This is a genomic window from Sphingobacterium sp. GW821-FHT03E03, assembly GCF_059420745.1.
The window spans coordinates 231,902-254,818 of sequence record NZ_JBWKUH010000001.1; the positions used below are offsets into that span (position 1 = coordinate 231,902).

Annotated in this window: 23 protein-coding genes and 1 pseudogene; 6 read left to right on the forward strand and 18 right to left on the reverse strand. The window is 36.4% G+C overall.

All coding sequences use genetic code 11. The features are described from left to right. Positions 1 to 111 precede the first annotated feature (111 nt). From AC07UV_RS00920 to AC07UV_RS00945, 6 genes are all read right to left on the reverse strand, one after another. A complete protein-coding gene (locus AC07UV_RS00920; protein ID WP_495182385.1) occupies positions 112 to 558 on the reverse strand; it encodes a tetratricopeptide repeat protein in 447 nt (148 codons plus the stop codon). A 157-nt stretch (positions 559 to 715) separates the two neighbouring features. Continuing rightward, a complete protein-coding gene (locus AC07UV_RS00925; protein ID WP_495182386.1) occupies positions 716 to 1,114 on the reverse strand; it encodes a hypothetical protein in 399 nt (132 codons plus the stop codon). Between the two features lie 320 nt (positions 1,115 to 1,434). Beyond that, entirely contained in the window at positions 1,435 to 2,163 is a 729-nt protein-coding gene (gene pgl, locus AC07UV_RS00930) for a 6-phosphogluconolactonase (protein WP_495182387.1), read from the reverse strand. A 17-nt stretch (positions 2,164 to 2,180) separates the two neighbouring features. Continuing rightward, on the reverse strand, positions 2,181 to 3,662 hold the full coding sequence (gene zwf / locus AC07UV_RS00935) for a glucose-6-phosphate dehydrogenase (RefSeq protein WP_282253895.1): 1,482 nt from the start codon (positions 3,660 to 3,662) through the stop codon (positions 2,181 to 2,183). Between the two features lie 9 nt (positions 3,663 to 3,671). Continuing rightward, complete coding sequence (gene gnd / locus AC07UV_RS00940; RefSeq protein ID WP_495182388.1) at positions 3,672 to 5,090, reverse strand: NADP-dependent phosphogluconate dehydrogenase; 1,419 nt, start codon at positions 5,088 to 5,090, stop codon at positions 3,672 to 3,674. A gap of 97 nt (positions 5,091 to 5,187) precedes the next feature. Further along, positions 5,188 to 5,679, reverse strand: coding sequence for a hypothetical protein (locus AC07UV_RS00945; RefSeq protein WP_495182389.1), 492 nt, complete (start codon positions 5,677 to 5,679; stop codon positions 5,188 to 5,190). A 160-nt stretch (positions 5,680 to 5,839) separates the two neighbouring features. Between AC07UV_RS00945 and AC07UV_RS00950 the strand changes: the two genes are divergently transcribed. The 4 genes and pseudogenes from AC07UV_RS00950 to AC07UV_RS00965 all read left to right on the forward strand — a co-directional run bounded on the left by AC07UV_RS00950 (position 5,840) and on the right by AC07UV_RS00965 (position 8,526). After that, entirely contained in the window at positions 5,840 to 6,442 is a 603-nt protein-coding gene (locus AC07UV_RS00950) for a hypothetical protein (protein WP_282253892.1), read from the forward strand. A 15-nt stretch (positions 6,443 to 6,457) separates the two neighbouring features. Continuing rightward, the gene (locus AC07UV_RS00955) at positions 6,458 to 7,216 is read left to right on the forward strand and encodes a leucine-rich repeat domain-containing protein (protein WP_495182390.1); all 759 of its coding nucleotides are present in this window, start codon (positions 6,458 to 6,460) and stop codon (positions 7,214 to 7,216) included. Between the two features lie 185 nt (positions 7,217 to 7,401). Beyond that, positions 7,402 to 7,946 (forward strand): annotated as a pseudogene (locus AC07UV_RS00960) (integrase core domain-containing protein); the annotation flags it as partial. Positions 7,947 to 8,055: 109 nt separating this feature from the next. Continuing rightward, positions 8,056 to 8,526: a DinB family protein gene (locus AC07UV_RS00965; RefSeq protein WP_495182391.1), complete on the forward strand. Its 471-nt coding sequence runs from the start codon at positions 8,056 to 8,058 to the stop codon at positions 8,524 to 8,526. A 36-nt stretch (positions 8,527 to 8,562) separates the two neighbouring features. Here AC07UV_RS00965 and AC07UV_RS00970 read toward each other — a convergent pair whose 3' ends face one another. The 8 genes from AC07UV_RS00970 to AC07UV_RS01005 form a co-directional block, all read right to left on the reverse strand. Further along, a complete protein-coding gene (locus AC07UV_RS00970; protein WP_495182392.1) occupies positions 8,563 to 8,961 on the reverse strand; it encodes a hypothetical protein in 399 nt (132 codons plus the stop codon). Between the two features lie 384 nt (positions 8,962 to 9,345). After that, positions 9,346 to 10,332 carry an alpha/beta hydrolase gene (locus AC07UV_RS00975; protein ID WP_495182393.1) on the reverse strand — a complete coding sequence of 329 codons (987 nt, stop codon included), beginning with the start codon at positions 10,330 to 10,332 and terminating at the stop codon, positions 9,346 to 9,348. Positions 10,333 to 10,388: 56 nt separating this feature from the next. Beyond that, positions 10,389 to 11,075, reverse strand: coding sequence for a type 1 glutamine amidotransferase domain-containing protein (locus tag AC07UV_RS00980; protein ID WP_495182394.1), 687 nt, complete (start codon positions 11,073 to 11,075; stop codon positions 10,389 to 10,391). A gap of 117 nt (positions 11,076 to 11,192) precedes the next feature. Continuing rightward, the gene (locus tag AC07UV_RS00985) at positions 11,193 to 12,104 is read right to left on the reverse strand and encodes a helix-turn-helix domain-containing protein (protein WP_495182395.1); all 912 of its coding nucleotides are present in this window, start codon (positions 12,102 to 12,104) and stop codon (positions 11,193 to 11,195) included. Between the two features lie 31 nt (positions 12,105 to 12,135). Next, the gene (locus AC07UV_RS00990; protein WP_495182396.1) at positions 12,136 to 13,083 is read right to left on the reverse strand and encodes an NAD-dependent epimerase/dehydratase family protein; all 948 of its coding nucleotides are present in this window, start codon (positions 13,081 to 13,083) and stop codon (positions 12,136 to 12,138) included. A gap of 91 nt (positions 13,084 to 13,174) precedes the next feature. Next, positions 13,175 to 14,536, reverse strand: a complete 1,362-nt coding sequence (locus tag AC07UV_RS00995; protein ID WP_495182397.1) for an aldehyde dehydrogenase — start codon at positions 14,534 to 14,536, stop codon at positions 13,175 to 13,177. A gap of 27 nt (positions 14,537 to 14,563) precedes the next feature. Further along, positions 14,564 to 15,622, reverse strand: coding sequence for a hypothetical protein (locus AC07UV_RS01000; RefSeq protein ID WP_495182398.1), 1,059 nt, complete (start codon positions 15,620 to 15,622; stop codon positions 14,564 to 14,566). Positions 15,623 to 15,865: 243 nt separating this feature from the next. Then, a complete protein-coding gene (locus AC07UV_RS01005) occupies positions 15,866 to 16,279 on the reverse strand; it encodes an Imm70 family immunity protein (protein WP_495182399.1) in 414 nt (137 codons plus the stop codon). Between the two features lie 470 nt (positions 16,280 to 16,749). Here AC07UV_RS01005 and AC07UV_RS01010 point away from each other — a divergent pair, with 470 nt between their 5' ends. Continuing rightward, positions 16,750 to 17,604, forward strand: a complete 855-nt coding sequence (locus AC07UV_RS01010; RefSeq protein ID WP_495182400.1) for a class I SAM-dependent methyltransferase — start codon at positions 16,750 to 16,752, stop codon at positions 17,602 to 17,604. A 207-nt stretch (positions 17,605 to 17,811) separates the two neighbouring features. Here AC07UV_RS01010 and AC07UV_RS01015 read toward each other — a convergent pair whose 3' ends face one another. Genes AC07UV_RS01015 through AC07UV_RS01030 form a run of 4 tightly spaced genes read right to left on the reverse strand, consistent with a single transcriptional unit; the run spans position 17,812 to position 22,033 of the window. Further along, positions 17,812 to 19,401: an MFS transporter gene (locus AC07UV_RS01015; protein ID WP_282253872.1), complete on the reverse strand. Its 1,590-nt coding sequence runs from the start codon at positions 19,399 to 19,401 to the stop codon at positions 17,812 to 17,814. A gap of 2 nt (positions 19,402 to 19,403) precedes the next feature. Then, on the reverse strand, positions 19,404 to 20,450 hold the full coding sequence (locus AC07UV_RS01020; RefSeq protein ID WP_495182401.1) for an HlyD family secretion protein: 1,047 nt from the start codon (positions 20,448 to 20,450) through the stop codon (positions 19,404 to 19,406). A 10-nt stretch (positions 20,451 to 20,460) separates the two neighbouring features. Continuing rightward, entirely contained in the window at positions 20,461 to 21,795 is a 1,335-nt protein-coding gene (locus AC07UV_RS01025; RefSeq protein WP_495182402.1) for a TolC family protein, read from the reverse strand. Next, positions 21,782 to 22,033 carry a hypothetical protein gene (locus AC07UV_RS01030; protein ID WP_495182403.1) on the reverse strand — a complete coding sequence of 84 codons (252 nt, stop codon included), beginning with the start codon at positions 22,031 to 22,033 and terminating at the stop codon, positions 21,782 to 21,784. The genes AC07UV_RS01025 and AC07UV_RS01030 overlap by 14 nt, the downstream gene beginning before the upstream one ends. 92 nt (positions 22,034 to 22,125) lie before the next feature. Between AC07UV_RS01030 and AC07UV_RS01035 the strand changes: the two genes are divergently transcribed. Further along, entirely contained in the window at positions 22,126 to 22,905 is a 780-nt protein-coding gene (locus AC07UV_RS01035) for a helix-turn-helix domain-containing protein (RefSeq protein WP_282253867.1), read from the forward strand. The last annotated feature ends 12 nt before the right edge of the window (positions 22,906 to 22,917 follow it).

The window sequence follows — 22,917 nt, forward strand, 5'->3', positions numbered from 1 at the left end:
GGTAAAGGGTTTGCGCCTCCATTATCACTGGAAAAAGGATTTTTCACGCCTTTCAAGAAAATCAAATAATAAAGTCCCCCAGCGACCTAGCCTACTCCGGATTTTAAAGCTTTATAATTCAACCCCATACAACCTTGCAGTATCAAGATATACCTTAGCCAGTTCCAAGTCTTTATTGACCCCAACACCATAATAGTAGCACCGACCAACCTCGTAAATAGACTGTTTCTCACCAAGTAAAATAGCTTTAGAATAAAACAAAAAAGCTTTTTTCGAATTCTTTTTTACTCCAAAACCATTTTCATAACAAACAGCTAAATCGAAACAGGCCATCTCATTATTCTGAAGAGACGAGTCCAACAATAGTTCGACGGCTCTCTTATAATCTTTTTTGACAGTTTTCCCATATAGATACCATGTAGCCAATGCATACTGCGCTTTACTGTTATTCCTGCCTATCGCTTTATTTAATAAATCAAGCGCATTTGAATCGCCCAGTTCAGTATTTTTGCTCGCTTCTTTGAGCGCTTGAAAATATAATTTATCTCCTTTTGCCATGTTAAATAATCATTTTTTGGGAGATTAATCAGTAAAAGAAAAGTATATAAGCAGCCTAATAATACATATCAAAAAGTCCGGTGTTTGCATCTTCTCTATTTCGAACTCCCGAGAGGTCCTTTTCATATCTAAATTATATAAATAATTAATTTATTGACTAAATACTTCTCTGCAATTCTTTCCCTCTTCTGTGAACATCAAGCAATCCCAAACTGCTTTCATTAAATTCTAACTCATTCTCATATACTATGAAGTATGAAGCTCCAATATAGAATTTTTCATCGCCTGTTTCTATCTCAAACAAGCTGTTGTTATCAGCGCTAACAAAGGAGTTTACCGAATTGTAATTAATCGGCTTTTGATCTTTTTCCACTAATTTAACAGAAAGTCCAAATAAAGAAGTGAACAATTGCATGTATCGAACTCCAAAGAAAATAAGATCAATATTTTGAATATCATTATCATCCTTACTAGCTCTGAGCAATAATTGTCCATGACTCACCATGAAATCAAAAACTGTGAAATATCTATCCGATTTAAAGATTTTCTTATTCATATTTTATATTAGCAATCTACATCATTAACCGCATCACATTTTAAACAATGGTCAATCGTATGATTGGGGTCAATCATACTTAACGAAGACGTATTGCGTTAAAGCTTTTAAGGTTTTTATCACTTCGGGAAAAGATAGTAATCAAGTATAAATCATCTAAGTCACCGGTAAACTTAATAGGTGAAACAGAAACTAGCATGATATTACTTTCATCAACTAAAACTTCATTGGGATTCTGTTGAACAAACCGGTCATCAATCTTAAATATTACTCGTTCATATTTTACGTTAGTATATTTATTTTTAATGTAGACAAATTTATTAAAACTGGTTTATATCCGGGTTTCCAGCTTCTTTATCCGTAAAAATCTGGACTCCTGCTTTCTTTTCAATTAACTGTAGCGGGTATAATTCAGGATTATATACACCATTAAGAACCTCATTCAAAGCGCTTTTCTTGGATTTACCAAATGTAACAATCAGGATATTTTCAGCTTTATTGATGATAGGTTCAGTCAACGTAATTCTGAACATTTCCTGTGGCTTTAGATAGTAGGCATCAACCCATTTTTCTTTTTCTTGTAAAATCTTTTCACCTGGAAACAGAGAAGCTGTGTGGCCATCATCACCCATTCCTAAAAGGATGAAATCAAAAATACCGTCAGCTCCCAAAACATTTCTGATTTGAGCTTCGTATTCTTTAGCATAATTTTCAGGCTCAATTCCGTCTTTATACATGGGGAAAATCTGATTTTCATTGACTGGAACTTTATTCAAAAGTACTTCCAAAGTCATCTTAAAATTACTTTTCTCATCTTCAAGAGACACCCATCTTTCATCTACCCAAAAAAAATAGATTTTGTTCCAAATTATTTTATCTGCATATTCGGGAGTAGCTAATAAACTAAAGATGGCTTTTGGTGAGGAGCCACCACTCAACGCAACCACAAATTTATCATGCTTCTGGATTGCTTGTTTCGAAAGCTCAACAAATGTATCAGCTGCCTTTTTATATAAAGCATCCAGATTATTAAATATTGTAATATTCATTTTCTTTTAATTAGATTTTAAACCCACTGATGTCCCTGCCGCTCTACCAGTGCATCACTGTCATCAGGTCCCCAGTTTCCCGAAGCATAATTTGGGAAAGATGGGTCTTTGGTTTTTTCCCAGGTTTCCTGAATCGTTTTTATCACATCCCAAGCTTCTTCGACCTGATCAGAGCGCATAAACAGTGTAAGGTCTCCCACAAGTGCTTCCAATAAAAGAGTTTCATAAGCTTCGGGAGTATCGGTCTGACAGGCAAAATTATCGAAAATCATTTCCACAGGTTTAAGCTCTAAAGACAAGCCTGGCTTTTTAGACATAAACTGCAATCTGATGTCCATTTGTGGCTGAATATTAATAACCAACCGGTTAGCTGACAGAAGCGAAGTGCTTTCTGAAAACGTAGAATTTGGAAGTGGCTTAAACTGAATCGTTATATAAGAATGCTTTTCTTTCATCTTCTTCCCAGTACGAACATAAAAAGGAACATCCTCCCATCTTTCATTATCCAGATAAAACTTAATAGCGACAAATGTTTCCGTATTGGAATCAGGAGCAATTCCCTCTTCCTGGCGATAGCCATTTACTTTCAGTCCATTTACTTTGCCTCGTCCGTACTGTCCTCTTACCGCATAATGATCTACTTTTTCGGGAGAAATCCTACGGATGGATTTTAAAACATCAACTTTACGATCCCTGATCTCACCTGATTCGAGTGAGGCCGGAGGTTCCATAGCAACCATGCAAAGAATTTGCAAAAGATGGTTCTGAATCATATCGCGCAAAGCTCCTGTCTGCTCATAAAAACTGGCTCTTGTTTCCACTCCTACTTCTTCGGCAACCGTAATCTGCACCGATTCTATATGTCTGTGGTTCCAAAGTGGTTCAAAAATTGAATTTCCGAACCTGAACGCCAAAATATTTTGAACTGTTTCTTTACCTAAATAATGATCGATACGATAAATCTGTTCTTCCTGGAAAGTTTGTGAAAGAAGATTATTCAGCTCAATGGCAGATTCTTTATTGTGACCAAAAGGTTTTTCGATAATAATTCGATCTGTTGCAGGATCAGATGCTATTGACGTATTTTTAAGATGATTTGAAATTACCGATACAAAGTTTGGTGCAATGGACAAATAGAAAAGTCTGTTTCCTCTCATTCCGTACACTTTATCGAAATTTTCCAGTTTCTGATATAAATTCTGATAAGAGCTTTCTTCATCAAGCTGATGCTGAAAATAGCTGATGTGAGCCTGAAAACCAGCCCAATCTTCCTTGATTACAGTCTTCCTGGAAAAACTCTCCAGATTTTCTTTAATATAAGCGCTGAATTTTTCATCCGTATTTTCGGCTCTTCCTAAAGCTAAAATATTAAAACCTTTTGGCATTCTGCCATCGATATATAAATTGTAAAATGCAGGAAAAAGCTTTCTTTTTGCCAAATCCCCTGTTGCACCAAAAATAACGATCGTTGTTGGATGCAGGACTGTATTGTCACTCATTGTTAGGATTTAGTTATTTAGGTTTTGCCATGAAGTATGAAAGACTCCTTCTCTGTCAGTTCTTTGGTAAGTGTGCGCACCAAAATAATCACGCTGAGCCTGAAGCAAGTTTACAGGCAAAGATGCTGTGGTGTAAGCTTCGAAATACCCTAGAGCCGACTGAATTCCTAAGCTTGGAATTCCGTTTGATACAGCAAAAGCAGCTGTTTTTCTTAATGACGAAATTTTATCTTTTACAATTTCTGAAATTTCCTGATCCAATAAAATATTAGATAAGTTCTCATATTTTGAATAAGCCAGATAAAATTTTTCCAATAGAACAGAACGGATGATACATCCACCCCTCCAGATTTTAACAACATCTTTTAACGGAATTTCAAACTGATATTCTTCAGAAGCTTTTACCAATAATGCCAAACCTTGAGCATAACTGATTAAAGTAGATAAATACAAAGCATCCCCCACCTCTTTGATGAATAATTCTGTATTTTCAGGAGTTTTTACTTCTTCTTTAGCATATAATTGATATGCTTTCACTCGCTCGTCTTTGTAAGCGGATAAAATTCTTGATGTTACTGCAATATCGATCGTTGGAATAGACACCCCAACTTCCATCGCCTCCTGGGAGGTCCATTTTCCGGTTCCTTTTGCTCCTGCTTTATCTAAAATCTTGTCGACAAGAAAACCGTCTGTTACATCATCTTTTTGCTGGAAAATATCTCTTGTTATTTCAATAAGGAAAGAATTCATCTCGCCTTCATTCCATCTTTTGAAAACTTCATACAATTGTTCATTGGTGAGATTAACTCCTTTTCTCAGTAAATCGTATGCTTCACTGATTAATTGCATGATGGCATATTCAATTCCGTTGTGAACCATTTTAACATAATTCCCTGCAGCTCCTTTCCCCATATAAGCGGTGCAAGGTTCTCCGTTTACTTTTGCCGAAATAACTTCCAGCATGGGTTTCACCAAATTGAAAACTTCCAAATCTCCACCCGGCATAATACTCGGTCCTCTTCTTGCGCCCTGCTCTCCTCCAGAAACTCCCATTCCCATAAAATGAAGGTTTTTAGAAGCCAAATCAGCTATACGTCTCTCGGTATCTTTGAAATAAGAATTTCCCGCATCAATTACAATATCTTTTGGACTCAGAAGCGGTGTTATGCTTTCAAGAACAGCATCAACCGGTTTGCCTGCAGGAACCATCAAAATAATTTTTCGCGGACTGTCTAAACTTAGCACAAATTCCTCTAGAGAAACAGATCCAACAACCTTTGTACCCGAAGCCACTCCTTTACGAAGTTCTATTACCTTTTCTTCATCTAAATCGAATCCTACGACAGAAAAACCATTATCGGCAATATTGTAAAGCAGATTTCTTCCCATTACACCCAGACCAATGATCCCGTAATTATACTTTTCCATTCTTACTTAAAGTTTATGTTAAAAATCAAATTTACTGAAATGCACGGCAGTAAAAAAATTATCTAAAATTTTCTTTCAATCGTTACACGAGTTATCATCAACTGGAAAATGTCATTAACTTAGAAGACTCAAGTCTTAATTTCTCGATTTCCAATGGATGTACTTGTCCTTCGTCTTCTAATATTTTATTTAGTAGCAGTAATTTCTGACACAAATAAATTAATTGGTCTTCTTCCAGAAAAATACCTAAAGTATTGTTGTTCTCAAATTCTATCTCAACTGATTTGTCAGGCGGAATGATCTTGTTTATATAATTTTTGAGTTCATAAATTTCATCCTTCTTTTCCTCAAAGTTTTCTTTAAGTTCCGATATGGAATAATCTTTATCAAAGCTGCCAAAAGCGGCAATCATTATACCCATAAAACCTACAAAAAGGACAAACCCAATCCCACCTAAAATTAAAAGTATTTTTAAAAAAATCTTCATAGTCTGTTGTATATTGTTTTGATAAGGTCGAAGCCCTCTCTCAAATTTATGCAATTCTCGATATATGCTGTTTAATCCAGTAGCAATTCCAGTTTCTGCCATAGATTACGGAGATTAGCTAGCGATTATAACTACTATAATTAAAATCACCTTAACCGCAACTGATGGCACAACTTTTGAGCTCAAAAAACGAAGCTGACGTTATTAATAAGCCATAAGTTCTACTAAATTTTAAATGCACAAAAAATTGAAGCAATAAAATATGAAAACATTGCCAAAGATATTATCGATTAATTTGTTGCTTTTTTTATGTTGCAGCATTGCTTATGCACAAAAAGCTCCTCAATGGGTTCTTCCCACTACGCCTTTTAATGAAGCAGAGACAGCAAGATTGATGGAAAGAGGAAGCGCTACTATAGAAGGCACCGCTACACTTAAGAAAAAAGGGAAAGATAATTTTGGGGTTAAAGGAAGCCAGATCCTACTATTCCCAGTGACACCCTATTTCACTGAGTTTCTGGAGTTAAAGAAAAAATTTAATAGTCGTAAAAAGCAGGCTACAATGAGCCCTGTTGCATTTACTTATCGGATAGAAGGCAGATTTTTGGATGATAAAGGTACTTTTCAGTTTACCAACCTGAAACCTGGGAAATATTATATCATTAGTTGGATTGCATTTGCCAGGCAAAAAACCGTTGCCGTGCAAACAGGAACGAGCACCTCTTATAATGTTTACGGATATGCTTTAGGATCTTCGCCAATTTATGAGGATCATCATTACGACGTTTTTATTGAGAATGAAGTAAGTGGATTTGTTGAAGTCAAAGAAGCTGGCGCAGTTGTAAATGTAACGGTGAGTAATTAAAAATCAGAGAAAATCATGAAAAAACATTGGTATTTATACATTATCATCGTTGGGATGTCGGTATCTTTCACTAGTCTAGCTCAAACTATAAAAATACCCGATCCGAATTTCAAAAAGCAATTGGTCACTGCGGGTATTGATCTTAATGGAGATCAAGAAATCCAGCTATCTGAAGCACAGAAAGTAACGAGGCTAAGTCTTGATAAAGCCGATATTAGTTCGTTGGTTGGCATTAAAAATTTCACTAACTTAAAAGAGCTGAGCTTTTGGAACAATCAGGTAAAAGTATTGGACTTAGAAGGCATGAAAAATCTGGAAGAGATATTTGGATACGATAACCAGATCCAGAGCATCAACCTTAAGGGGCTGACAAACCTCCGGACTTTACACATTCACCAGAATAAAATTAGCACCATAGATTTAACAGGACTGCAAAAGCTTGAAGAGATAAAAATGCTACAGAATGCAGTCAGCAAAGTGAACATTTCTGATCTTCCAAATCTTGTACATATCGAGTTTCAGAAAAACATGCTCACAGAGTTTAATATAACCGGATGCCCTGCAGTAAAGCTGATCAGGTTAGACGAGAATCAATTGTCGAAATTGGATTTTAGTAAATTTACTAATCTTGAAGAATTATCTCTGAGGGATAATCCGTTAGTTGATCTTAATGTGTATGGATTAAGAGAACTTAAACAGTTAGATTGCTCTTACACCCACCTATCAAATGTTAATATGAGCGGAACTGTGAGTTTAGAAAAAATGGAGTGGTAAATCCTTTTCAATCTTGAACTAAAACAACTGACCTCTCTCCAAAAAACTGGAGCATTTAAAAGTAGAGAATTCGGACTTGAATTACTAATTTTAAAAGAGAGGAAAAGCGATGAAAAAATCAAAGTTTACCGAAGCACAGATCGCCTTTGCGATCAAACAGTCCGAGACAGGTACCCGTGTTGCGGAGTATGGACTTTGTCGCTGATACGCTGTTCGATGGCCAAAAAATCCGCTGCTTAACTATAGTGGATAACTATAGCTGTAAATGCATGGCTATTGAGATTGGACAGGGACTTAAAGGAAGTGACGTGGTCGCTGCTTTGGAAGAACTCCGCCTATTCCAGCAGGCAATGCCCAGGAAAATCCAAGTGGATAACGGATCAGAATTGCGGAGCAATCATGAACACCAAATAAAACAAACACTAGTGAATAATTTATTTCCGAGGAAGTCGATAGGTGGGCATATGAGCATCAGGTGGAATTAGTTTTCTCCAGACCAGGAAAACCAACAGATAATCCGTATATTGAGTCATTCAATGGAAGTTTTCGAGACGAGTGCCTAAACGCGCATTGGTTCCTGTCATTGGAAGATGCGAAGGAAAAAATTGAAACCCGGAGGGAGGAATACAATACCTTCAGACCCCATAGTTGTTTGGGGGATCTGATACCTGAAATGTTTATCGGAAAACAGGTCAAAACAGCGAAATTTTCTATTTTAGAACACTCCTAAATTTGGGGAGAGGTCAGAACACCTCCAGTACGAATTAGAGTTATTCTACAAATTGAAAGAAGAATTGAAAGATCATATTGACGAATAGCCCTTTTAATTAATCAATAATATGGCTAATGAACTATTTGAATTTGAAATCTTAAAAGCTAGCAGAACTAGGTTATTTCAATTAATAGAAACAGTTGATAACAAAATATTATTTGAAATTCCAGAAGACTTTAACAATAATATAGTTTGGCAAATTGGTCACTGTATCACATCTCAGCAGCGGCATATGTATATGCGTAGTGGATTACCAATGCATATATCACAGGAATTTATGGAAATGTTCAAAATTGGGACTTCCCCACATACTTGGAAAAGTATTCCAGACATTGATGAAATAAAACATTTATTACTTTATACAGTAAATCAACTGGGTAAAGATCTAGAATCGGGTATATTTGTTAAATACCAACCCTTTAGCTTACCGATTGGCATCTTTATAAATAATCACATTCAAGCACTTCAAGCTGCTAACTTTCACGAAGCCGAGCACAGTGGAATAATATTAAACTACTTAAAACTTCTTATTAAATAAGATATATTTATGCAATATATCTTATTTAATAAGAAGTTATCTGAAAACAAAATACATTCGTACAAAAAGAGCAAACACCAAAAGTAAAGGTATCAACAAATAAAAATTTGGAGATTGGGCCTCAAAATCTGATTCATTTTTGTACGTTTTTATTTTTACCTTTTCTCCCAATTGATGGTTTTTATTTTTATAATTTCCTTCTTTAACAATAGCAAATTTTCCATTTGATTGTCTTATACCGTATTGAAATTCGTATTTGTAATATCCTTGGTGAATACTATCTATTCTAACAATTTCACCATTTGACGATGCTCCAAAATAATTAATTAAATATGATTTTTGGGTAAGAAAAAGGATAATTCCTACAAAAAAAACAATGGCAACCGATAAAACAGAAATCGCTGCACAACCATTGGAAGGGTGAGATTTTAACATATTTATTTTTAGAAGTAAAATAGTTTAAAGATAATATGGTTTTACTGAGTTTTGATAAACAACAACTGCTAAGAATCACTATCTTTTGGTATATCAAAACATAATATCATCAATATATCACTTAAACATAGACAAATTCAGTCATTTTCATTTCGTTTTTGATCATTACCATAAATGATAATGGTATGAGCATACCATCAAGCCTCAAAGCAATCAATCGTAAACATCCCTAGGCTCGCCCTGGATTTATAGTAAAACAGGATTTAAGATTTTATAACGTCCTCATCTAAACGACCAGCTATAATCGCTTTTTTTCAATCGACCTATGTTTAATAATTTTCTAGCTCATCTCTTAAATAAATATAAAATTACCTTCTTTTAGGATTATCCTTTTCCAAACAAAGCTTTTTTAAGAGCTAGTGCTCCTTGCTCTGAAGAAAACTTCACTGCTTCAATATGATCTAATGGATTTAATAGACCATAATCATGAATAAATCCATTATAAGTCTCGATGGTTGTCGGAACTCCAGCTTCATCCAGCTTTCTTGCGTACGCTAAACCTTCGTCAAAAAGGATATCATTTTCAGCCAGCTGAACTAATGCAGGTGGAAGTCCTTGAAGTTTTTCCAATGGTGCATTGAACGGGGTTGCATAATATTGTTTGCGTTTTTCAGTATCAGGAAGATAATTATCCCACATCCATTTCATTAGTGGGGCTGTCAGGAACCTTTCTTCTGCATATTTTTGCCACGAGTCACGCGTAAAATCGGCGTCAGTGACAGGCCATAGAAGCAACTGGAATTTTATTTCTGGTCCCCTTTTATCTTTTGCCATCAGGCAAAGGACTGCCGTCATATTTCCCCCGACGCTGTTTCCGGCAGCAGCCATATTTTTACCATCAACACCAATTTCAGCACCATTCTCTGCCACCCATTTAGTGGCTGCATATATCTGATTTATAGCTACCGGATATTGTGCTTCCGGAGAAGGGGTATAATCGGTAAAAACTGCTGCTGCACCACTGTGAACAACGAGATCTCTTACCAATCTTCTATGTGTTGGATAGTCACCCAATACCCATCCTCCCCCGTGAGTAAACATGAATACTGGAAGGTTTTCGGAAGAGGCATTAGCAGGTTTTACAATATGGATATTGACCGTAATTCCATCCTGTGTAATTTCCCTTTCATCTTCTATTATACCGCTATAATCCACTTCAACAGAATTTTGTGCATCAACCAAAACTTGTCTGGCTTCCTGGGGAGTCAATGTTTCCAATGGTTTTCCGCCACTATTATTCAAACCCTTCAGAAATTCGCGAATCCCCGAAAGGATCTGAGGATCGCTTTCAGCTTTAATGTTGTTTGCCATAATTGAAATTTTAATGATTACTATATGAGTAATAACCTTATTCAGGTCATCAAAGTTTATATTTTTTCAAGTTGCTCAACAACTACATCTGCCATTTCCTTTGAACTGAAAGGGTTTTGACCCGTTATCAAATGACCATCAATAACAACATTGGAGGTCATTGGTATAAAAGCCTTTTTGAGATCTGCTCCCCGTTCTTTAATGGCGGCTTCAAGGTTGAACGGAACTTCACGTTTTCTTCTGGCAATAGTTTCTTCAAACCAATCAAATCCGGTCATTGATTTTCCTTTGATCATATGCTCACCATTGCTAAGACTTACATTTAATAATCCACCAACCCCATGACAGATTGCGGCGACCAGTTTCCCATTTTCGTATTGTTGGCTGATGATTTTTTTAATATTTTCGTCATCTGGAAAATCATACATCGTAGCATGTCCGCCGGCAAGATATACACAATCAAAAGATTCATTAATTACTTCATAAAGGCTTTTTGAATGGTTCAGCTCCTCCATGAATAATGGATCTTCATAATAATTTTTCGAAATCTTGTCAAGAACCAATGGCTTCAGGCTTTCAGGATCAATGGGAACAAGACCTCCCTTTGGACTTGCTATCGTTATGTTCCAATTTCTATCCTTGGCTTTATGATAGATATGCGTCAGCTCACTGAGCCATAGTCCAGTTGGCAGACCACTTGCATACTTATCGACATTGGTAACAATTAATAAAAGCTTTTTCATGGATCACTTATTTGATTACAACAAAATTCGCACTATCGGACGATTTAACAGTAGCTTAATTACGGGAATTAGTAACCGAATCTCTGTATTTCAACTTTCATTTTTAAATCATCCTCATTAATTTAATGATGATCTGAATTCCAGTGGAGAAAATGATGTTCGGCTTTTAAAGAGGCGGTGAAATGATTGCGGATGTTCAAATCCAAGCTGGTAGGCAACTTCAGAAACCGACATTGAAGTAGTAGAGAGTAATTCTTTTGCTTTTTCGATCAACCGGTTCTGGATATGCTGCTGTGTGGTTTGCCCTGTCTGCACTCTTAACATATCACTCAAATAATTTGCACTCAGGTGCAGTTGCTCAGCAATGAAGTGAACTGAGGGTATACCGTTAATGGTTAACTTATCATTTTTGAAATAATCATCCAATAATAGCTCCAACTTGGAAAGAAGGTCACTATTCACTTTCTTTCTGGTCAAAAACTGGCGGTTGTAATAACGGTCACAATATTTTAACAGAAGATCAAGGTTAGAGACAAGTAGATCTTGTGTAAAGGAATCCATGTTGATATCAATTTCCTGTTCAACATTCCTTATGATATCAAAAATGGTTTTCTCTTCCTTTTCAGAAAGATGCAAGGCTTCATTGGCTGTATAGGAAAAATAACCATATTCTTTTATGTTGGATGCCAGGCTATATCCATGAAGAAAATCAGAGTGTACCACTAACACAAATCCTTTTACATCATTCAGTAGTATATCATCAAACTGAAGAACCTGATGTGGCGCAATAAAATACATAATACCCTCCTCAAAATCATAATATTGCTGGCCATACCTGCATTTTCCTCCGGCACAGTCTTTCTTTAAAGCAATGACATAAAAGTCGGTTGTAATAGCTCCTAGAATGGTTTCTGGTTCCAGTTTGATATCATCAAAATTAAACACACTGATCAGCGGATTTTTAGGTCTTTTTAGTCCTAAAAATTGATGAAGTGTACTTATGGATGATACTTTTTCCGGAGTTTTCATATGCTGATTTTCAGATTTGTACATGACTAATTTACTTAATTATTTTGTCTACTGAAAGCTGTTCATCTTTAATGATACTGATTCCCTGCTTATATGATGTGATCTGAAAATCCGGAAATTTCTTTCTGAATTTTGAATCATCAAATATGTTATCGTGCTCATACCTCGGAAGAAGCTCCAGTAATTCCTTTACGCTTTTGTTGAAAAGTGAGCCTATTTTAAACATCAATTTTGGAACAGCAGAGCATTTCAGGTCTCTGCTGTAAATTCCGGAAGCCATTCGGATAAACTCTTTGTAGGTGGGGTGGCTTTTATCTACCGGGAGATGCCAGGTCTGGCCGAACGCGTCAGGAGTATTCCCGATCAAAGCAGTGGCTCGGCTCGCATCAGGAGTCCATATCAGGCTTCTTTTTTTGTTTACGCTCAATGGAGCTTTCAGCTTTTTACCTTCTTTGATATTATTAAAAATCAAGGTATTGGTAATACTCTGCGTTTTGCCCGGGCCGTAAAATTCTGGAGCACGACAGATCACGGCTTCAAGTTCACCTGACTCCATTTCCTTCAACAGCATTTCGGCCATCTCTCTTCTGACTCTTCCTTTTCTTCCCACAGGTGCAAAAGCTGTTTTTTCTGTCAATACGCGATCATCCTGGGGATACATATACGTGTTGTCAAAGAATACGAGTTTTGTATGGTTAATCTTACAGGCGTCAATCACGTTACGAAGGATAAGCGGAAACTGTTTTTCCCAAAGGTCTGAACTGATCGGAAGGCCTAATGTAAAATAGGCAATTTCACTGCCTTTTACGGCCTCGACTGCTTTCTCACGAATCGATAGATCCGCAGAAAAGACTTCGTCTGTGTCATTCACTTTTTTCGCATTCCTACTGACAATCCGTATCGATGAAGTAAAATTTCTTTTGAGTTCTCTTGCGAGCTCTTCGCCAATCTGACCGTTAGCCCCTAATATCGTTTGCATATCTTTTGCTGTTTTAAATTACGACACAAATTTCAGAAGATCTATAAAGACCTGAGTAGCTCAATTCAGGTAAGTTGTAACAGAATCTCTGTTACATCACCTTTTTCAGCCAGTGCATTTTTTTATCTGTGTAAGGCGGATATTTCCAGTCCGGCTCTCCCCAGTTTGTTTTTTCGATCACTGATTTCTGATGGGAGAAGGTAAGAAAGCCGAACTCGCCATGATAATTTCCAATTCCAGAGTTCCCAACACCTCCGAACGGGAGATAGTCACTGGTAATGTGCATCAGTGTATCGTTGATACATCCGCCACCGAAAGAAACCAATTTCAAAAGCTTATCTTTTTCTTCTTCATTATTACTAAACAAATAAGCAGCCAATGGTTTTTCACCTTCGATTATTTTATTGAGAACTTCATCATAATTATTGTAAGTCATGACTGGTAAAACTGGCCCAAATATTTCCTCCTGCATTACCGGATCTTCCCAAGTTACATTATCCATGATAGTAGGTTCGATGTAAAGAGAATCTGCATTATACTTCCCTCCATATATCACTTTTGACTCATCTATAAGGCCAAGTACTCGGTCAAAATTCCGTTTATTGATGATGCTTGTATAATGCTCGGCACCATCAGAATAATTGGTTTCCAGAAGTTTCTCTGTCATCAATTGCAGGAGTTTGGGTTTTACGGATTCTTCCACCAACAGATAGTCTGGCGCAATACAGGTCTGCCCGCCATTCAGGAATTTTCCCCAGACCAGCCTTTTTGCCGCGACTTCAAGGTCTGCACTTTTAGTCACTATTGCGGGTGATTTTCCTCCAAGCTCCAATGTAACTGGAACCAGATTTTTTGCAGCAGCCTCGTATACGATCTTCCCAACTTTCGGACTCCCGGTAAAAAATATTTTATCAAATCGAAATTTCAATAGTTCTGTTGTTTCCGGAATGCCTCCCTGCACGACATAGAGATAGTTTGATGGAAAATTATTGTTAATAAGATCTGCTAACAGATGCATCGTATTTTCGGGAAGTTCACTGGGTTTGATGATACAGGTATTTCCAGCGGCAATGGCACTAACCATAGGGCTCAATGTCAATTGATAAGGGTAATTCCATGCGCCAATGATTAGTGTAACTCCCAGGGAATCATAATGGATATAACTCTTTCCGGGTTGTAAACTCAAGGCAGTTTTGACTTTTTTAGGTTTACTCAGCTTCTTCAGATTTTTAAGGAAAAAATTTATTTCATTATACACTAGATTGAGTTCTGTAAGAAAAGTATCAAATTTTCCTTTGCGAAAATCTTTATAGATCGCTTCATAAAGCTGATCTTCATTTGCTTTCAAAAGATTTTTCAGCTTTACCAGCGTATCCTTACGAAAAGCTATATCTTTTGTTTGGTGCGAATTGAAAAACTCTTTTTGTGACTGAAATATTTTAGCAAAATCCATTATTTTAATCCTTTAATATTAAATCTGTTATTTCTTTGTGTTACTAGTTGGTTCGGGAGTGAACAATGCCGCCTGAAACTCCGGCTGATAATCGTATCTCATCAGTTTTCCAAAATCCAAGGATTTAATGAATTTTGATAAAGGCCCCTCAGTAAGGTCAAGTTTCACGTCTTCTTTCTTTTTACTGGTTGCTTTTTTAAGTGCCCGTACATCTGTATAGCCGTGAGTTAATCTTCCGTTTTTATCCAAATTGATAAAATTAGAACGAACTATCTCAGGTTCTGTATTTTCTATATCTAATTTTTTTCCTCCTATCGAGAAATCCGGCTTACCTGATTCGTCGTAAAAAGTAAAGTTCATAGAATCTCCTTTGTCACTATAATCCATTGGGATCAGCCATTTCGGTAAGTTATATCCAACTACTCCTCGTACTCTGGCAAGCTCTGTATCTACGGGAAGCTTTAAAACGTAGCCCCAGAGGCTTTTGTTTTTTACTTCTCTGAGCAAAGAGAATACACCCCAGTTTCCTGCATCTGGTTTGGTCGTAACAATGGAAATCGACAGCTCGTTATATGAATCATTATCACAATAATGATACGCATAAGCTGTTATGGCAATAAGCCCTCGTCCCGGTCTGATGGAAATTGGTTTTACAATATCACGGACTTCGGCCGGAATAAGTTTTTTCAAGGTCTTCATATCAGCTGTATAGATTACTGTAATACTGCTGTTACTGTAATAGAAATTGGGAGAATAAGTTATAAATCCAACGTCCTTTTTCTCTTTTTCGATAGTCTTGAACCAGCTAAGATCAATATCCGGTCTTTCTTTTTCGATGACAGACAATGGCGGATTTGAACGGAACCGATCATAAAGGCCATCCTTTAACACAGGAACTTGATGTCCTGCGAGATCGATAATTGTCTGTTCGGGTTGGATAGTGTCCATCATGGTTTGATTTTTTTGGTTTGCAAATAGAGTATTTGAATCAAAAGATTTTTGATATGCAGCAGCAAAACTGCCTGCTATTACTTGTGAGTACATACTTAAAAGTCCTGCGGTTGTCAATATTTTAATAATATTCATACTTTTTTATTTTCTATGACAAAGTTCAGAACTGTGAAGACAACGAGAGTAGCTGGATTAAGGGAAGTAGTAACAGAATCTCTGTTTTTGGAAACAGCTACCCAATAGGGAAGATTAGGAAATAAAGGAAAAATAAAGAATGATACTCTGGGACATCTCTTTGTTAACTAAATTTAAATTGACAAAGAATCAACTCCAATCTATTAATTACCAAATGTAATAAGGGATTACTTAAAATAAAATTTATAAACTATAGACTAGCACTTCTTTATTAACTCTCTTAGCAGTAACCAGGGCTTTATCGAATACAACTGATAGATTTTCACCATCGCTGATATAAAAATAATTGTCCAGGCTGGTTATTGTTTCAGCGATATTATCACCCCATGGCGGCCGTTTTGACAGATCTTCAATATCCCAGATTACCATAGAAGGAGCATATTCTTGCAATTCGGCAAAAATCTTTTTTATTTCTTCACTCGCCAGATCTACTTTCTCCGGAGATAAACTTCTATAGTATAATTCTTCCATAATGAAGGGGAAACGACTCCCCCATTTATTGTTCTCAAGGTTGTAAGCAACTGTTGAAAAGAATGAATGTAGAATATTGCCATTACCTATTTTATAAAAGATTGGGCCTACTTTTAATCCTACCATATTTTAAATTTAATAATATTTTTTCAAAGAGAAACGATGACATTATTTTCGAATTCTCTTTTCAACCGTATTGTTTGCACTCTCGGTCAGATCAGCAAATTTAGTTGCGATTTCATACTCTTTATCATATGCTACCGATAGATTGTCAAATTTGTTTTAATAATAGCAACAATTACTAGGATCTCTTTGACAACTTTAGTAATAGACTCCAACCTGCCAAAGGATCTTGTGATATTTTATTCGCTAGCATCTGTAGTCATGGGTTTACTTTTAAAAATTGAATTTGTGGATGATTGGCCTTGCTTTTTGTACCATTGTAGGGAATCCTCAGCGGAATATAATTTCAAAAACAGATAAACTAACTACAAGGTAATATTTATAATAAAAAAATTATTTAAACCCCTATTTTTCTCGTATTATTGCATTAATGAATATTTGCAGCAAATAATTACACCTCTCTTTCAATCATTATGGACAACCCCTTAAAAAGTAAATTTAAAATTTCACCAACTGCCAGCTTAGTACTTTGTTTAGCAAGCGAAATTTACCAAGATGGAAAAACATGCCAGGCATATTTAGAAAATATTGAAACTTCAGAAGGGGAACTGCTTTTAAAGAGCTTTAAACAAATTTTCGAACACTCCGAGTCAATCGCTGTACTGAGAAAAAGATATATCCGCAATCTTTTCGATTACTACGCTAATCAATTCACACAATTCCAGGTCTGTATTTTAGGAGCAGGTCTTGACCCAATTTCACTCTATCTACTAGAGCAATGCGACCATCAAATTGAAACAATCTTTGAAGTTGATATTGAATTTATGGATGAAAAACGGGCTCTCTATACAGAATTGATCGGTGATCAGGATAAAGTGAAGCTGATCACTCATGATGCTACCGATATTGCCCCCTTGTTGGATGAATTAAAAAGATTGGGCCATCATTCGTCAAGTCCCACTATATTCCTACTGGAAGGTTTTGTCTATTACATCAGCCGGGATAAGTTCAGTACACTGCTTGAAAAATTAGCCGCTGCTGATGGAAAGAAAGTGGTCATACTAGACTACGTTTTACCATTTGAAACCATTCATGAAAGCAATCGAGAGAAATCCCGCCTCATGCTCCGTTCCCTGGAACAGGGCTTAGGCTGGCCAATCATGGTCTATCACAAATTTGATATAACTGGATTAATCCAATTTTTTAAAGGAGATATAATAACATCTGATTCGACACAGTCGATGGAGAAAAAATTATATGGAGAAAACGAAATTTACGTCCATCCAGCTAGTGGCTTTATGGAAATGATAAGTTTCCAGTTTTCATAAAAATCCTGAATTTGAGAAATTCAGCTGGTATACTAGTTTTTAGGGGGCGGATTATCCCTGTCAATGAAAATAAAATCAATATTGAGCAACTTTAAAGTAAAGAGGCGGTCTCAAATTCACTGTGGCAGCTTGTTTTTCCTAAATGAATTTACAGTGTTGTGTGTATGAATTATATTTCGTTATGATACTTTCTGGCATTACAAAATTTTAATAAGGAACATTTCCTTTTCTTAATCTCAAAACAACATGTTGAATTTGAGGCAAGAAGAGTAAAATAATGATGACGAAAATCAAACCTGTTAACATCAAATCATAATAATCTCTAGTAGCACGAGCCAATATTTGATGGCCTACCATCTGATTAAAATAGCCTAAGGATCCTGTTTTTGATGTATAAATATCACTACCTCCATTTATGTATTGGTTTTGAATATCCAGTAATGTGACAGGCAATTGAGGGTTCGTTTCGGTGAGTGATTCCCGAACCTTTTCCCTTACTGATGATTTTGCAAATAATTGAAGTTCGTTATTAAGTGCCAGACTAGCTGTAAACCCAGTGAACCTAGCTAATATCCCTACAAGCGAAGCATTTAAAGCTATTTTAGACGGTGCTGATGATGCGGTAAATGAAACAATCGGAACAAACAATACACCTGTTGCCACACCATAAATAAACATAGGTAGAAGGAAATCGATTGTTTCGCCCTGTACAGACACAAATAGTATCATATAGGCATAATATACGGCCATCAACCCAAAACCAACAATAATCATCCTGATCAGGTTATAACCCATCAATACAAATCGAGACGTAATAAACATACTCAGTGTAGTTCCAAAAATTACAGCGGCCCATACCGGAATGGTACTCAGTGGATGGTTTCCTAAAATTGCTTCAAGATAACCATAGGTTAGCCCTGTACTCCCTTTAAAGATATAAAAGGTAAAAAGAAGCAAAAGCCCTATAACAAAATTCTTTGCCTCAAAGATCTGTAAATTGATTAATGGTCGTTTAAGTTTTAATTCTCTGATAATAAAAAGAGAAAGAATGATTAGGTTAACTAAACTTAGGGTAATGATCAGTGAACTATCATACCATCCCAATTGTCGTCCGTACACAAGGATGTATCCTAATATCAAGATAAAAGACACATAAAATAAATAGCCTATCCAATCCACCTGATAAAGTGGTATCTTTTTGGTAAACCGGGCTTTACTGTTCATCGTAAGTAACACAACACACGTCAGTATGATGATTATGATAATAAATCCGTAGAATAACCAGTTGAAATCAAAGAAATGAATGACTACACTGGTATAGATAGAGTAAAATGGCACAGCTATTTGTATACTGCCATAAAGAAGACTATAAGCAATCACACGGGCACGTACAGACTGTAACCGTGGAAAAATAAGCTGTAACACTATTCCTGACATCAACGCACAGGTAATACCTTGCAAAAACTGGCAGAAAATAAATAATGTCCAATCTTTGAAATAAAAACAAACTACAGAACATATTGCATTTACTGCAAGTGCTAGCAGTAGATATTCCCTTGGTGCAAAATATTTTACGATTCTAAAATCCAGTGCCAGGAAAGCAACGGTAGAACCATAGACAACGACCATACCATATTGTACATCGGTAGGTTGTATTCCGTAAAAGCCCATCGCTGCAACCGGACTTCCATAAAAAGCAAAACTAAACAGACAGGTCATCAGAATAACAAATATGACGGATCTTGCCATCCATTCAGATACCCAGGATTTGAAAATTGGTATTTTATGTGCTTGCATGATTAATCTTTTAAAACGTAAACATTCGCATTCATTCCGGCAGAAAGCTTAGTTAATTTTTCGGGCGTATCGGTAAGTTCAATCCGAACAGGAATACGTTGGATGATTTTCACAAAATTACCTGTAGCATTATCTGGTGGAAGTAGCGAATAACGGGAACCTGTGGTTGGCGAAAGGGACTCGATTGTACCCGTAAATTTTTCATTCGGAAAAGCATCGACTTCAATAGATACTGCTTGCCCGATTTTGAATTTACCAATCTGTGTTTCCTTAAAATTTGCCATTACCCATTTTTCCTCGGTTTTGTTCAGCAAGAATGCCAATGTCTGTCCGGGTTGTATCAGTTGCCCTGCCTGAATGGTCTTTTTACCGATTTGTCCATCAAAAGGTGCAGTGATAATGGTATATTTAATGTCCAATTCCTGTCTTTCAAGAAGTGCTTCTTTGATCTTTATTTCTGCCTGTATGGCATTGCGCTCTACCCTGAAATTATTTAGTCTGGATTCAGCGACTTGTAAAGAAGCTTTTGTCTGGTCATAATCTGATTGTGTGATGGATAAAGAAGCACTGATGTTGTCAAATTTTTGTTGTGTGGTAGATCCGTCAGCCAGTAGATTTTTATACCGGTCAAATTCTTTTTGCTGCTGGTTCAATCTCGCTTTAGCACCTGCCAATTGGGCCTTTATGACTTCAATGCTTTTAATCTGCGTTTTTTCGCTGGCAGACAAGATCGGTAATTTGGCCTGTGAGCTCATGAGTTCTGCCGACACAGCATCTTTTTTCAGCCCGTACTCATCCAATTCAATCACCACAAGCGTATCGCCTCTTTTAACCTGCTGATTGTCCTTATAATATATTTTACGGATATAGCCACCTACTTTTGCATTTATTGGGGAAAGATAGGCATCGATCTGAGCGTCATTGGTCTGTTCATAGCGATATCCTTTTAAGAAATAGGTAGCTCCCCAAATAATGATTCCTACGAATAATGTGATACCAAACCATTTGGTCAGGCTTACAACAATTTTATCTGTTTTATTTTTGTTCATGATATTTGTATTAGAGAATTCCGATAATTGCCAATAGCCTGATATGCGTGAGTTTTACGTTTGTTTGTGCTGTTGTCAGATTAAATTTAGCTTCCAATAAAGCATTTTCGGCTTCCAGAAGATCGGTCAGAAGAGATTCCTGGTTTAAGTAGCTACTTCTGATAACACGAACAGTTTCGGAGGTTTTAATGATATTTTGCTTCGCTGTTTCCACGCTCTCTAAAGCCTGTCGTTGCTGTAAATAAGCTTCTTTTACCTGAAGATAGATTTCATCTTTTTTAATGTTCGCTTTTTCTTTTGCCTGATTACTGACCACTTCGGCATGAGCGATGGAATGTTTGCTTTTGTATAGGTTATCGATAGAAAACTGGACTTTAATCCCTGTCTGACCAAATCCCCATAAATCATTCGAATACGGATAGAATGAAATCTGCGGATACGTGTAATTGTAATGTGAATACAAGGAGACTTTGGGCAATCGTGTCGCTTTTATCTGCTTGATGTTCAGCTCACTCAATTTAATATCGCTATGGACTATCTTGTACTCTGGCGATTTGTTGAAAGCGATATCTACATAATCGTAGTAGCTACCTTCTGTGATCGCGTTTAATTCAATTGTATCTTGGTGTTTTATTGCCAGCTCAGCATCATTTTCGCGCCCCATCAGGATATTGAGCCGTTGTTTAGCGATTTCAATCCTCTTCGCAACATCAGAAAGGCTGAGCTCCAGTTGCGATAATTTTACGGAGGTTCTCAGTACATCACTCTTTAGTACAGTGCCGTTTTTATGCAGGCTTTCTACGAGTGCCAATTGTTTTTTTTCTGCTTCAATTTCTGCATCAAGAAAATCATGGAAATGCAGAAACTTGTACAAATCAAAATATGCAACTGCAACATTATATTTTACGCTGTGCTTTTGCAGATCAACTTCATAGTGTGTGCGTATCTCTTCTTCCTTTTTCATGACGATGTTTCTTTTGTCTTTACCACCATTGTAAAGATTGAAGTCCAAGTTGTAGCCCACTCCATAACCGTAACCTTTTACAGGCACATCCTGTGGAGAAGAGAATAGTCCATTGTCATAGATCAGAAATTTGGAATTGAGTTTTACATCTGCACCAACCGAAAGTTCCGGCAACAAACGGTCTTTTGCCTCTAATATTTCTAAATTACTTTGCTGAAGACTGAAGTCAGATAGTTTCAGTTGACGGTTATTTGTTTCGGCAACTTTCCAAATTTCTTCCAAGTTTAATATGTGCGCATTAGCTGTATGCTGGGCATAGAGAGATTGTGCAAATAGGGCTAACAATAAGCCCAAAATCGAGGCCATTTTATATTGTTTCATCCGTTTTCTTTATATATTTCTTTCTTCTTGCTAGCCATGGTTTTACTATCTTTTTCAATTCATCAAAGGCAAAGGTTAAATCTACCATTGGCATAAAAGCATAGTTATACCCATAAGCAAACCAGAAGATGTTAGCGCTATCAATTTCTTCATGTGAATGATATGATCTATTATCAGATTTTTTGGCTTGTGTTTCAAGTTCTAAATCTTTGTCAGGTTTTATGATGTTATGTTTCATAATGACTTTACTATTATTTACACGGCAAAATTATCCATCATAGCAAGGCATTACTTTATATAATTAGCCTAATATTTGTTAAATTTGGCCATATGGAAATTCTTAGCCAATTAATAAATACTGTTGATCAAAATCCTGATTCAATCCTGGTGATGCGACAGCAGATGGAACAGCGTTTGCCTGCTCATCAGCACAATAAAGCTCAGTTGTTATTGGTTTATGGTGGGATTGCTTATTTGCAGACAGACGAAAAGGATTTCTACATTCCGTCTAATCATTATATCTGGATACCAAAAAATTATCGGCACAACCTGATGTTCAACACGCAAGATTTATATATTATCAATATCTATTTTCCGGAAGAAAGAGCTGGTAATTTTCATAATGAATTGGGCATTTATCCGGTGAGTAAGCTTTTGGCTGAAATGCTCTCATTTAGTGAGAAGTGGCAAGGTGACTATTACAAAGGTTCATGGGAATTTGAATTTTTAAGCACGCTTAAAGGCGTATTATCAAAAGAAAATCTCAAAAAATTTTCCATACAACTTCCTACAACAGACGATCAAAGGCTCAATGCCATAATCGACAGTTTTAGAAATAGGTTAAATGAAAATCTAAGCTTAGATATTATTGCTCAACAATCGGGAATGAGTGTGCGTAGTTTGACCCGGTTATTCCAAACCAAACTGCACATTACATTTGTTCAGTACTTAAAAATGCTACGGATTATTAAGGCTATGGAATTAATCAACGATACGGATTTGAATATGACCGAGATTGCGTACGAGATTGGCTATTCAAATATATCTGCTTTTAGCAATAACTTTTATCTGCTGACCAACATGAGACCTACGGAATTTAAAATGAAATAAGAGCTGCAGCTT